The 14,369-nt window shown below is 42.8% G+C and carries 7 protein-coding genes; all 7 read left to right on the plus strand.

What is annotated here, in order from left to right; all coding sequences use genetic code 11:
- Window positions 1-4 precede the first annotated feature (4 nt).
- The 7 genes from rseP (at window position 5) to MHB69_RS07915 (ending at window position 14,318) form a co-directional block, all read left to right on the plus strand.
- The gene (rseP, locus tag MHB69_RS07885; protein ID WP_101677204.1) at window positions 5-1,270 is read left to right on the plus strand and encodes an RIP metalloprotease RseP; all 1,266 of its coding nucleotides are present in this window, start codon (window positions 5-7) and stop codon (window positions 1,268-1,270) included.
- Between the two features lie 80 nt (window positions 1,271-1,350).
- A complete protein-coding gene (locus MHB69_RS07890) occupies window positions 1,351-3,048 on the plus strand; it encodes a proline--tRNA ligase (RefSeq protein ID WP_252050428.1) in 1,698 nt (565 codons plus the stop codon).
- Window positions 3,049-3,181: 133 nt separating this feature from the next.
- Window positions 3,182-7,435 carry a PolC-type DNA polymerase III gene (locus MHB69_RS07895; protein ID WP_231293996.1) on the plus strand — a complete coding sequence of 1,418 codons (4,254 nt, stop codon included), beginning with the start codon at window positions 3,182-3,184 and terminating at the stop codon, window positions 7,433-7,435.
- A 425-nt stretch (window positions 7,436-7,860) separates the two neighbouring features.
- Window positions 7,861-9,711, plus strand: coding sequence for a glycoside hydrolase family 9 protein (locus tag MHB69_RS07900; RefSeq protein ID WP_342496131.1), 1,851 nt, complete (start codon window positions 7,861-7,863; stop codon window positions 9,709-9,711).
- Between the two features lie 33 nt (window positions 9,712-9,744).
- Window positions 9,745-11,850 (plus strand): glycoside hydrolase family 48 protein, encoded by a 2,106-nt coding sequence (locus MHB69_RS07905; RefSeq protein WP_034281817.1) that lies wholly within the window; start codon window positions 9,745-9,747, stop codon window positions 11,848-11,850.
- 80 nt (window positions 11,851-11,930) lie between these two features.
- The gene (locus tag MHB69_RS07910) at window positions 11,931-13,160 is read left to right on the plus strand and encodes an endo-1,4-beta-xylanase (protein ID WP_034281819.1); all 1,230 of its coding nucleotides are present in this window, start codon (window positions 11,931-11,933) and stop codon (window positions 13,158-13,160) included.
- A gap of 24 nt (window positions 13,161-13,184) precedes the next feature.
- Window positions 13,185-14,318 carry a cellulase family glycosylhydrolase gene (locus MHB69_RS07915; RefSeq protein ID WP_342496132.1) on the plus strand — a complete coding sequence of 378 codons (1,134 nt, stop codon included), beginning with the start codon at window positions 13,185-13,187 and terminating at the stop codon, window positions 14,316-14,318.
- Window positions 14,319-14,369 lie beyond the last annotated feature (51 nt).

Consider the following 14,369-nt stretch of genomic DNA (forward strand, 5'->3'; position numbering starts at 1 on the left):
TGGTATGTTCGTGAATACAGTGATTGCGTTTATTATTATTTTTGGAACGCTCGTTTTTTTCCACGAGCTTGGCCATTTAATTATGGCGCAGCGCGCGGGGATTTTATGCCGCGAGTTCGCAATTGGTTTTGGGCCGAAGATTTTCTCCTTTAAACGAAAAGAAACCGTTTATACCATTAGACTTCTCCCTATTGGCGGATTTGTTAAAATGGCTGGAGAGGACCCTGAAGTTATTGAAATTAAACCAGGTCATACAGTGGGGCTCTTATTCAATGAGCAAAATGAAGTAGAAAAGATCATTTTAAATGATAAAGAAAAATATCCTGATGCACTTGTCATCGAAGTTGAGCAGATTGATTTAGATCATGCTATGAGAATCTCGGGATATGAAGCTGGAAATGAAGATATTCTGACTGGCTACAATGTCAGTCAAACAAGCTTCTATATTGCAGATGGTGAAGAAATTCAAATCGCACCATACAATCGTCAATTCGGTTCAAAAACGGTTTGGCAGCGAATTAAAGCTATCGCAGCTGGACCGATTATGAACTTTATTCTAGCGTATGTGATTTTGGTTGCTTTAGGTTTTATTCAAGGGGTAACCGTTGATGATCCTGTACTCGGTAAGCTGACGAAAGACGGCCGGGCGGCTGAGGCTGGACTCATGCAGGGAGATCACATCGTGTCCATTAACGGCGAGAAAATGAATTCTTGGACAGACGTCGTTCAAACAGTTCAAAAGAACCCTGAGAAAAAAATGAATGTCGTCATTGACCGAGACGGCAAGGAAAGCACTGTGCAGGTTGTACCAGAAGCTGTGAAAGCAGATGGGAAAAGCATTGGCCGTTTCGGATCATATCCGCCAACGGAAAATGGATTTTTGAAAGTTATTTCATCCTCTGGAACAACTGTCGTTTCAACGGCAGGTCTGATCTTAACGAACTTGCAAAAAATTGTCACAGGACAATTTTCACTAGACATGTTAGCAGGTCCTGTTGGAATTTATGACATGACAGGAGAAGTAGCCAAACAAGGTGTGTTAACATTAATGCAGTTTGCGGCGTTCCTCAGTATCAACCTAGGCATCGTGAATTTGTTACCGATTCCTGCATTAGACGGAGGACGTTTACTATTCTTATTTGTTGAAGCCATTCGCGGTAAACCAATTAATCGTGAGAAGGAAGCACTTGTTGTCTTTATCGGTGTTGCTTTCCTCATGCTGTTAATGTTAGTGGTAACGTGGAATGACATTCAGCGGTTATTTTTATAAAAACCATTCTCTCTTGTTTCTCATTCCGGGAAACAAGAGTTTTTGTGAGAAGTCCTATTTCATAAATGAGGTGTAACGACATGAGACAATCCCTGACTTTTATTCCAACTCTTCGAGAGGTGCCGGCAGATGCTGAGGCAAAAAGTCATCAACTCTTAGTAAGAGCTGGGTTTATTAGACAAAATACAAGTGGAATCTATCATTATCTGCCGCTTGCGCATAAAGTCATTCAGCATATTCAATCGATCGTCCGCAAGGAAATGGAAAAGGCAGGCGCAGCTGAGCTGCTAATGCCAGTGCTGCAGCAGGCAGAAATGTGGCAAGAGTCAGGAAGATGGTATACATACGGTCCAGAACTGATGCGTATGAAGGATCGCCACGGACGCGAATTTGCGCTTGGCCCAACCCATGAAGAAGTGATCACATCATTAGTACGCAGCGAAGTGAAATCGTATAAGAAGCTACCTTTAACACTATATCAAATTCAATCAAAATTCCGTGATGAACAGAGACCACGCTTTGGACTGCTGCGCGGACGTGAATTTATCATGAAGGATGCATACTCATTCCATTCTTCACCAGAAAGCCTTGATGAAACATACAACAAAATGTTTACGGCTTACTCTAATGTGTTCTCAAAAGTGGGTCTCAATTTTAGACCAGTCATTGCAGATTCAGGGGCAATGGGTGGAAAAGATACGCATGAGTTCATGGCGCTCTCAGAAGTCGGAGAGGATACCATCGCTTATTCTGATACGTCCTCATATGCCGCGAATATCGAAATGGCTGAGGCTGTATATCACGGAAAAGAAGCAAATCCTGCGGACTTCAAAGAGCTTGAAAAAGTCCATACGCCGCAAATGAAAACCATTCAAGATGTGGCTGGCTTTTTAGAAGTTGAACCTTCTGCTTGCATTAAATCTGTTTTGTTTAAAGCAGATGATGCGTATGTTCTGATCCTAACTAGAGGCGATCATGAAGTAAATGATGTGAAAGTGAAAAACTTGGTAGGAGCACAGCTTGTCGAGCTTGCTTCACGCGAAGAAGTGCTGAAAGTTATTGGAACTGAGCCTGGATTTGTTGGACCTGTTAAACTGGAAGCAGAAGTCGATATTTATGCTGACCTTGCTGTGAAGGGAATGACAAATGCTGTCGCTGGTGCAAACGAAGCGGACTATCATTATGTCAATGTCAATCCTGCACGTGACGTGTCAGTAAAAGAATTCACAGATCTTCGCTTGATTCAAGAAGGAGATATTTCTCCAGATGGGGAAGGCACAATCCAATTTGCAAAAGGGATTGAAGTAGGACAAGTCTTTAAACTGGGCACTCGTTATTCTGAGTCGATGGATGCAACGTACCTCGATGAGAATGGTCGTGCGCAGCCAATGATTATGGGCTGCTATGGCATCGGCATCTCTAGAACGCTGTCAGCGATTGTTGAACAGCATCACGATGAGAAAGGAATCATTTGGCCGGAAACAGTGGCACCATATGACCTTCACCTCCTTGCATTAAATATGAAAAACGATGCGCAGAAAGAACTGGCTGAAACGTTGTACGAGCGCTTAGAAGATGAAGGCTTTGACGTACTTTTCGATGACCGCCAGGAGCGTGCAGGAGTAAAATTTGCAGACAGTGATTTAATTGGACTGCCAATTCGTATTAGCTGCGGAAAACGTTCAGAAGAAGGTATAGTAGAAGTGAAGTTTAGAAAATCAGGTGAATCACATGAAGTATCTGTTGATGATCTGATTTCATTTATACGCCAAGCATAAAGCGAACAAAAAAATGAAGGTACCTCCTGTAGAAAAGAGGTACCTTTCTGATTGACAAAAGGAGGGTCCTGTCTTGGATGAACAATTACCGATCACACGGCGGCAATTTCATATATTACTCAATCAGATTCAAATGACAGATGATGACCTCAGTCGTTACTTTGAAGAAGGAGAAATCGTCAAATTGACGGTGCATAAGGCGACGAAAACATGGCATTTCCTTTTTAAATTTAAAGCGCTTTTGCCTTACAAAGTATACGCCATGTTTCTCAGCAGGCTGACAAATGCATTTTCACATATTGCACAAATCACTTGTACGATTGAAGTGAGTGATCCGCACATATCTGAAGAACTCGTGCAATCGTACTGGTCACATTGTGTGGAAGAACTTCAAGGAATTTCTCCCCCAATCATCAGCTTGCTTCAGCAGCAAAAACCATCGCTGTCTGGACATAAAATCATCATTAAAACAAAAAGCGAAACAGAGGCACTCGCTATTAAGAAGAAGTACAGCCCGATGCTTCAGGCCGCATTTAAACAAGTGGGCTTTCCAGAGCTGCAATTCGATACAGAAATTTTTGTATCAGATCAAGAGATTCAGAAGTTCAGAGAACAAAAGCTTGCTGAAGATCAAGAAAGAGCCATGCAAGCCCTCACTGAGATGGAGAAGAAAGAAAGTGAGGAGCAGAATGAAGCTCCGTCAGGCCCTCTGATGATTGGCTATCAAATCAAAGACAATGAAGAAATTCGTACGCTTGATAGTATCATGGACGAGGAAAGAAGAATTACCGTTCAAGGCTACGTATTCGATGCAGAAACGCGTGAGCTGAAAAGCGGGAGAACGCTTTGTATCTTTAAGATCACAGATTATACAAACAGTATTTTGATCAAAATGTTTGCAAGAGAAAAAGAAGATGCTCAGCTGATGAAATCATTGAAAAAAGGCATGTGGGTGAAAGCAAGAGGAAGCATTCAAAATGATACGTTTGTCAGAGATCTTGTCATGATCGCCAATGATGTCAATGAAATGAAACCGCAGCTGAAAGAAGATACAGCACCTGAGGGTGAAAAGCGTGTGGAGCTTCATTTACATTCCCCTATGAGCCAAATGGATGCTGTGACTGGCATTGGCAGACTTGTTGAACAAGCAAAAAAATGGGGACATGAAGCAATTGCCCTGACGGATCATGCCGTTGTACAATCCTTCCCAGATGCGTATGCAGCAAGTAAAAAGCATGGCATCAAAATGATGTACGGTGTGGAAATCAACTTAGTAGACGACGGGGTACCGATTGCATATAACCCAGAGCACCGCTTGTTAGAGGATGCGACGTATGTCGTATTCGACGTAGAGACAACTGGACTTTCAGCCGTTTATGACACGATCATTGAGCTGGCAGCAGTGAAAATAAAAGGCGGGGAAATCATTGACCGCTTTGAGGCATTTGCTAATCCTCATCACCCGTTATCAGCGACCACCATCGAATTAACAGGTATCACCGATGATATGGTGAGAGATGCACCAGATGTCGTCGACGTCGTGCGGGATTTCAAAGAATGGATTGGACAAGATATCCTTGTTGCGCACAATGCGAGCTTTGATATGGGCTTTTTAAATGCAGCGTATAAACGCCTGCTAAAAACAGATAAAGCGTCAAACCCTGTCATTGATACACTTGAACTTGGCCGGTTCCTTTACCCAGAATTTAAAAATCACCGGCTGAACACTCTTTGTAAAAAGTTCGATATTGAACTGACGCAGCATCACAGGGCGATTTATGATGCAGAGGCGACAGGCTATCTCATGCTGAAGATGCTAAAAGATGCGGCTGAAAAAGAGATTGCCTATCACGATCAATTGAATGAAAACATGGGGCAGTCGAATGCTTACCAGCGCTCACGTCCTTACCACGCGACTTTGATTGCTCAAAATGAGACTGGCCTTAAGAATTTATTTAAGCTTGTTTCACTTTCTCATATACATTATTTCTACCGGGTCCCGCGTATTCCGCGCTCTCAGCTTGAGAAATATCGTGAAGGTTTAATTGTTGGATCTGCTTGTGATAAGGGTGAGGTATTTGAAGGAATGATGCAAAAGTCACCTGATGAAGTGGAAGACATTGCAGCATTTTATGACTATTTAGAAGTACATCCGCCAGAAGTGTATCAGCACCTGCTGCAGCTTGAGCTAGTTCGAGATGAGCGTGCGTTAAAAGAAATCATCACAAACATTGTCAAGCTTGGCGAAAAGCTGAATAAACCAGTTGTGGCGACTGGAAATGTACATTACCTGCATCCAGAGGACAAAATTTATCGTAAAATCTTAATTTCATCACAGGGTGGAGCGAATCCGCTGAACCGCCATGAACTGCCAAAAGTTCATTTTAGAACGACAGATGAAATGCTCGAAGCCTTCTCCTTCCTAGGAGACGAAAAAGCGAAAGAGATCGTCGTAACAAATACGCAAAAGGTATCTGAGATGGTCGAAAGCATTAAACCTATCAAAGATGATCTTTACACACCAAAAATTGAAGGTGCAGATGAAGAAATACGGGAAATGAGCTATCAAATGGCGCGCAGCATCTACGGAGATGATTTGCCGAAAATCGTAGAAGACCGCATTGAGAAAGAATTAAAAAGTATTATCGGTCATGGCTTCGCCGTTATTTACTTAATCTCTCATAAGCTCGTAAAAAAATCACTTGATGATGGATATCTTGTTGGTTCAAGGGGATCTGTCGGCTCATCTCTTGTTGCGACATTAACAGAGATTACTGAAGTAAATCCACTTGCACCTCATTATGTATGCCCAAGCTGTAAGCACTCTGAGTTCTTTAATGATGGATCTGTTGGTTCAGGCTTTGACCTTCCTGATAAGGACTGTCCAGAATGTGGAACGCCGTATAAAAAAGATGGACATGATATTCCGTTTGAAACGTTCTTAGGTTTTAAAGGAGACAAAGTACCTGATATTGACTTAAACTTCTCAGGCGAATATCAGCCGATCGCACATAACTATACGAAAGAGCTGTTCGGTGAAGATTATGTATACAGAGCAGGTACGATTGGTACCGTTGCAGAAAAAACAGCATATGGTTACGTAAAAGGCTATGCAGGAGATCATAACCTTCATATGAGAGGCGCTGAAATCGACCGGCTTGTACAAGGCTGTACAGGGGTAAAACGAACAACAGGCCAGCATCCAGGCGGGATTATCGTTGTGCCTGATTATATGGACATTTACGATTTCTCACCTATTCAATACCCAGCAGATGCGACAGGTTCCGATTGGAAGACGACACATTTTGATTTCCATTCGATCCACGATAACTTGCTCAAGCTGGATATTCTTGGGCACGATGATCCAACGGTCATTCGTATGCTTCAAGATTTAAGCGGAATCGATCCAAAAACGATTCCAACAGATGACCCTGAAGTCATGAAGATTTTCCAAGGGACAGAGCCACTAGGTGTAACAGAAGAGCAAATTGGCTGTAAAACAGGTACACTCGGTATCCCAGAATTTGGGACAAGATTTGTTCGGCAAATGCTAGAGGATACAAAACCAACGACCTTCTCAGAGCTTGTTCAGATTTCTGGACTATCACACGGTACGGATGTTTGGCTCGGAAATGCGCAAGAGCTCATTCACAATAAAACGTGTGAACTAAGTGAAGTAATTGGGTGTCGTGATGATATTATGGTCTATCTCATCTATCAAGGCTTAGAGCCGTCACTTGCCTTTAAAATCATGGAATCTGTTCGTAAAGGAAAAGGACTTCCTCCTGAATGGGAAGAAGAAATGAAGAATAATAATGTACCAAACTGGTATATTGATTCTTGTAAAAAAATCAAATACATGTTCCCTAAAGCCCACGCGGCTGCTTATGTGTTAATGGCTGTTCGGATTGCTTATTTCAAGGTGCATCATGCACTCCTGTACTATGCAGCTTACTTTACCGTTCGTGCGGATGACTTTGATATTGAAACGATGACAAAAGGATCGAATGCGATACGAGCTGTTATGGATGACATTAACTCTAAAGGTCTAGATGCATCACCGAAAGAAAAGAACCTATTAACTGTACTAGAGCTTGCACTTGAAATGTGTGAAAGAGGCTACCACTTCAAAAAAGTTGACCTCTACCGCTCAAGTGCAACGGAGTTTATCATTGATGGAGACGGTTTAATACCGCCATTCAACTCAATCCCCGGACTTGGTACAAACGTTGCGTTAAATATTGTCCGCGCGCGGCAAGATGGGGAATTTCTCTCAAAAGAAGATTTACAAAAACGCGGAAAAGTGTCGAAGACCATCCTTGAATATTTAGATCGTCAAGGCTGTTTAGAAGCACTTCCTGATCAAAACCAGCTTTCTTTATTTTAATGTGATAAATAAGAGCGCCCTAAAAGGGCGTTCTTTTCTCTATATACAATAATTTTATTATGTTAACTAATAAAGATTTCTCATCAATTGGAATTATTTTCTTATTCATTCATATATCTTGATTTAGCGTGATGTTTTAAGAGAAGAGATTGTATGTCATTCTTTCTACCCAAATAGAGCTCAAAAGAGAATTTCGCCGTCTGAAATGTTCTCAAGCGACATATGATCATTCTGGGTACAGTCAGAAGGAGAATCAAGAGAAAACCTTCGATGAGCGTAAAGCTGATTGCTGTTTACTATGCTTATTTTTGAAACATATTTGATTCTTTTCAAAACTGTACAGATCACGAAATGAAGGATAGAAAGGAGGCGGTCGCGTCTATTGATCAATGTTTCACTAAAAAGAAGGGGTGAGCAATAGAGAAATGGCATCTTACAACTATGTAGAGGTTCTCCAAAAATCCATGCTGTTTTATGAAGCGCAGCGGTCAGGCCGGCTTCCGGAAAGTAATCGTCTTAACTGGCGGGGAGATTCTGGACTAGAGGACGGGAAGGATGTTGGGCATGACTTAACTGGCGGCTGGTATGATGCAGGAGATCATGTGAAATTTGGACTTCCGATGGCTTATTCAGCAGCCGTGCTTGCATGGACAGTATATGAATACCGGGAAGCTTATGAAGAAGCAGAATTGCTTGATGAGATCTTAGATCAAATCAAGTGGGCAACGGATTATTTTTTGAAAGCACATACAGGACCGAATGAATTTTGGGCGCAAGTAGGTGATGGAAACGCCGATCATGCTTGGTGGGGTCCAGCAGAAGTGATGCCGATGAACCGGCCAGCTTTTAAAATTGATGAACATTGCCCTGGCACAGAAGTAGCTGCACAAACTGCGGCGGCTTTAGCAGCAGGTTCTATCATTTTTAAAGAAACAGATGCGTCCTATGCAGCAAAGCTTTTAACACACGCCAAACAGCTATATGCATTTGCTGACAGGTATCGCGGCAAATATACAGATTGTGTCACCAATGCGCAGCCATTTTACAACTCCTGGAGCGGCTATGTTGACGAACTTATTTGGGGCGGGATCTGGCTGTACTTGGCGACAAATGAAGAAACCTATTTAAACAAAGCATTAAAAGCGGTAGAGGAATGGCCGAAGGATTGGGATTATACGTTTACCATGTCATGGGACAATACTTTTTTTGCCTCACAAATCTTACTAGCAAGAATCACGAAAGAAAACAGATTTATAGAATCGACAGAGCGCAATCTTGATTACTGGACTACAGGTCTTGTTCAAAATGGAAAAGTAGAAAGAATCACCTATACGCCTGGCGGTTTGGCATGGCTTGATCAATGGGGTTCACTTCGTTATGCCGCCAATGCAGCATTTTTAGCCTTTGTCTATGCTGATTGGGTATCTGATCAAGAAAAGAAAAATCGATACCAATCGTTTGCGATTAAGCAAACTCACTATATGCTAGGGGATAATCCGCTGAATAGAAGTTATGTCGTTGGTTTTGGCCAGAATCCGCCGAAGCACCCGCACCACCGTACTGCACATGGCTCATGGTCGAACCAGCTGACAAATCCTCCAGTTCATCGGCACACACTTTATGGAGCACTTGTTGGAGGTCCTGATGCACAGGATCAATATGACGATGACATCTCGGATTATGTATCAAACGAGGTGGCGACCGATTATAATGCCGCCTTCACTGGAAATATCGCCAAAATGGTGCAGCTGTTTGGTCAAGGGCAATCAAAGCTGCCAAATTTCCCGCCTAAAGAACAGGTGGAGGATGAGTTTTTTGTAGAGGCAGCTGTGATGCATAACGATACAACATCTACTCAAGTGAAAGCAGTGCTATACAACAGGTCAGGCTGGCCGGCAAGAAGCAGTCAAACACTGACCTTTAGATATTACGTTAATCTGAGTGAGGTCTTTGCAAAGGGGTTCACTGAAAAGGATATTCAAGTGACAGCAGCCTACAATGAAGGCGCTTCCTTATCACCTTTAAAGGTATATGACGCATCAAGCCGCGTCTATTTTGCAGAAATCGATTTTACGGGCGTAGCTATTTCTCCTAGGGGAGAATCTGAGCATAAGAAGGAAATACAATTTCGATTATCTGCTCCAAATGGATCGAATATATGGGATGCCTCAAATGATTATTCCTATCAAGGATTAACATCCAATATGCAAAAAACAACGAAGATTCCTGTCTTTGACGATGGTGTTTTAGTATTTGGCACACTTCCAGACAAATAAAAAAACAATGATTTTATTGAAAGGGTGAAGGACTTGTCAAACAAAGAACGGTTTTTAACGCTTTATCATCAAATCAAAAGCGATGCGAATGGATATTTTTCACCAGAAGGAATTCCGTATCATTCAATCGAGACGCTCATTTGTGAAGCACCTGATTACGGACATATGACAACTTCAGAAGCGTATAGCTATTGGCTGTGGCTTGAGGTGCTGTACGGACATTACACAGGGGACTGGAGCAAATTAGAGGCAGCTTGGGACAATATGGAGAAGTACATCATCCCAGTCAATGAAGATGGACATGATGAGCAGCCGCATATGAACGCTTATAATCCGTCCAGCCCAGCCACATACGCAGCAGAGAAACCATTTCCGGATCAATACCCAAGCCAGCTGACCGGTGCTCGTCCTGCTGGTCAAGATCCAATTGATAGTGAATTGAAATCAACCTATGGGACGAATGAAACGTATTTAATGCACTGGCTCCTTGACGTAGATAACTGGTATGGCTATGGCAACTTGCTCAACCCATCACATACAGCCGCCTATGTGAACACATTCCAGCGTGGTCCGCAGGAATCTGTATGGGAGTCCATCCCTCATCCATCACAGGACGATAAATCTTTTGGTAAGCCGAATGAAGGCTTTATGAGCTTGTTCACAAAAGAAAATCAAGCTCCAGCTGCCCAGTGGCGCTATACGAATGCAACGGATGCTGATGCGCGTGCGATACAAGCGATGTATTGGGCAAAGGAGCTCGGCTATAATCAGTCAACTTATCTTGATAAAGCGAAAAAAATGGGGGATTTCCTCCGTTACGGCATGTACGATAAATATTTTCAAACGATTGGAAGCGGGAAGCAGGGGAATCCGTATCCTGGAAACGGAAAGGGCGCCTGTCATTACTTAATGGCGTGGTATACCTCTTGGGGCGGAGGACTTGGGGAGTATGCAAACTGGTCATGGCGTATCGGAGCGAGCCATTGTCATCAGGGATATCAAAATCCTGTCGCCGCTTATGCTTTATCCTCTGATAAAGGAGGCTTAAAGCCATCTTCGTCAACAGGGGCAAGCGATTGGGAAAAAACCTTAAAGAGACAGCTTGAATTTTACGTATGGCTTCAATCGAAAGAAGGAGCCATAGCAGGAGGCGCAACCAATAGCTGGAATGGAGACTATAGCGCTTATCCAGCAGGAAGAAGTACTTTTTATGATATGGCATATGAAGATGCACCTGTTTACCTTGACCCGCCTTCAAATAACTGGTTTGGAATGCAGGCGTGGCCAATGGAGCGCGTAGCAGAGCTTTATTATATTTTTGTAAAAGATGGCGACAAAACATCTGAAAATGTCCAAATGGCCAAATCTGTCATAACAAAATGGGTCAGCTATGCCTTAGATTACATTTTTATCGGCAGTCGTCCTGTGTCGGATGAAGAGGGTTATTTCTTAGATGAGCAAGGACAGAGAATTCTAGGGGGAACGAATGTTTCAGTTGCTACAACAAGTGCGCCTGGAGAGTTTTGGCTTCCTGGAAATATTGCTTGGAGCGGACAGCCTGATACTTGGAATGGGTTCCAGTCTGCAACAGGAAATCCAAATTTAACAGCTGTAACTAAAGATCCGACTCAGGATACGGGCGTATTAGGAAGTCTAGCCAAAGCTTTGATATTCTTTGCTGCAGCCACAAAGCAGGAAACAGGTGATTATACAGCGCTTGGTGCAAGAGCGAAAGATGCAGCCGCGCAGCTCCTAGAGGTTGCATGGAATTACAATGATGGCGTCGGCATAGTGACAGAGGAAGATAGAGAAGACTATGACCGTTTCTTTAGAAAAGAAGTGTATTTCCCAAATGGATGGAATGGGACATTTGGTCAAGGAAATCAGATTCCTGGAGCCAGCACCATTCCTTCTGACCCGCAGCGAGGAGGGAATGGGGTCTATACGAGTTTTGCTGATCTTCGTCCGAAGATTAAACAAGATCCAGCATGGTCTTCACTCGAAAGTAAATATCAGTCTTCATTTAATGAAGCTACAGGCAAATGGGAGAATGGCGCACCAGTTTTCACTTATCACCGCTTCTGGTCTCAAGTGGATATGGCCACTGCCTATGCTGAATACCATCGTCTGATCAACTAAGAGGTTAAAATCAAGCTGCCGGCTTCTAGCCGGCAGTTTGATTAGTAATATCAATCCAATGAAGATAAGGGTGATTTCACATGGTCAAAGAAAGAAGCTTTCTTCATCATTCATTCAATAGAGGCGAAAATGGGCAGGAAAATCTGATGTGGAAAAAAGAGGCGGATGATCGAATCTCAGAGCATAGACAAAGAGATCTTGTGATCAACGTGACAAACGGCGAAAAAAAGCCAATAGCAGGTATAGAGGTTGAAATAAAGCAAATCAGACATGAATTCGCCTTTGGTTCAGCGATGAATGATCAAGTGTTATTTAATCAACAATATGCTGATTTTTTCGTAAAGCATTTTAATTGGGCAGTTTTTGAAAATGAAGCAAAATGGTATGCGAATGAGCCAGAAAGAGGGAAAATCACCTACGAAAAAGCAGATGCGATGCTGAATTTTGCAGATCGACATCAGCTTCCAGTGAGGGGGCACGCTTTATTTTGGGAGGTAGAGGATGCGAATCCAAGCTGGCTAAGGTCACTGCCGAATCACGAAGTATATGAAGCTATGAAAAACCGGCTTGAGCATGCGGGCAATCACTTTAAGGGAAGGTTCCGTCATTGGGATGTAAACAATGAAATGATGCATGGTTCATTTTTTAAAGATCGCTTTGGGAAAACTATTTGGAAGTGGATGTATGAAGAAACGAAAAAAATTGACCCTCAAGCACTATTGTTTGTGAATGATTATAATGTGATCTCTTATGGTGAACACCATGCCTATAAAGCGCATATCAATGAACTGCGTCAGTTAGGCGCACCTATTGAGGCGATTGGGGTTCAAGGCCATTTTGAAGAACGGGTCGATCCAGTCATTGTCAAAGAGAGGCTCGATGTGCTGGCTGAGCTTGGTCTTCCAATATGGGTCACAGAGTACGATTCTGTTCACCCTGACCCTAATAGAAGAGCGGATAACCTGGAGGCTTTATATCGTGTCGCATTTAGTCATCCAGCCGTAAAAGGAGTGCTGATGTGGGGATTTTGGGCAGGTGCCCATTGGAGAGGTGAACATGCAGCCATCGTGAATTATGATTGGTCTTTAAATGAAGCAGGCCGACGTTATGAAAAGCTTCTAAATGAGTGGACGACCCAAAGAGTTGAAAAAACAGATGCTAATGGCCATGTGAAATGTCCAGCATTTCACGGAACATATGAGATTCGAATCGGTAAAGAAAGTAAAATGTTGAAACAGCAGACGATTGCACTTGATTCAAATGAACAAACACCGTATCAACTAGATGTGATCCTGCCTCAAGAAGGATAGAGATAGATTGTGAGGAGAATGTAAATGAAAAAGTTGGCTCAAAGAGTGTCTTGCTTCATACTTGTAGCCGCTATATGGTCTGGCTGGTTTTCGCTTACGATGAAGGCCGCCGCTTATGTGCAAACGTCTGGTACACAATTTACGCTGAACAATCAACCATTTTACTTCGCCGGCACAAATAATTACTATTTCCATTACAAATCTAAAAAAATGGTAGATGCTGTGTTCGATGATATGAAAGCAATGAATTTAAAGGTCATACGAATTTGGGGCTTTCACGACGGGGCCCCTCAAGAGAACTCATTCTTACAATCTAGTCCAGGCGTCTATGAAGAATCTGGTTTTCAAAAACTAGATTATGCGATTTATAAAGCAGGACAGGAAGGAATAAAGCTTGTGATCCCACTAGTGAACAATTGGGATGACTTTGGCGGGATGAATCAATACGTGAAGTGGTTCGGGGCAGAATCGCATGATGCTTTTTATACAGATCCTCGTATTCAAAAAGCATACAAAAATTATGTGCGTTATGTATTAGAAAGAACCAATACGTATACAGGTGTTCAATATAAAGACGATCCAGCTATTATGACTTGGGAATTAGCCAACGAGCCGCGGATGCAGTCAGATCCCACGGGAAATGTACTAGTCAAATGGGCAGATGAAATGAGTACATGGATCAAATCGCTGGATCGTCACCATCTTGTTGCAGTAGGAGATGAAGGATTCTTTCGCATACCAGGACATGAAGATTGGTTTTACGGTGGAGGAGAAGGCGTCGATTGGGACCGTTTAACATCTCTTCCTAATATCGATTATGGAACCTATCATCTGTACCCAGATCACTGGAGCAAGTCTGCTGCCTGGGGAGTGAAATGGATCGAAGACCATATCACCCGCGGGAATTCAATCGGAAAGCCAGTTGTGCTAGAAGAGTTTGGCTATCAAAATCAATCAGCTCGTCCTGACGTATACCAAAGCTGGCTGTCAGCAGTTGAGCGGCTCGGAGGGGCTGGCAGTCAATTTTGGATTTTAACAAGCATTCAGGACGATGATTCGCTCTATCCGGATTATGACGGTTTCCGCATCATAAAAGGGAGCAGGGAGGCAGCACTTATCAGTGAACATGCGAAAAGAATGAATAAAAAGAACCGATGACGAATGCCTGCTGAATAAGGAACTGTTTATACCGCTCACTCCAATTAGTAA

Origin of the sequence: Bacillus sp. FSL K6-0994, assembly GCF_038630815.1 — a bacterium.
Taxonomy (GTDB): Bacteria; Bacillota; Bacilli; order Bacillales; family Bacillaceae; genus Bacillus; species Bacillus safensis.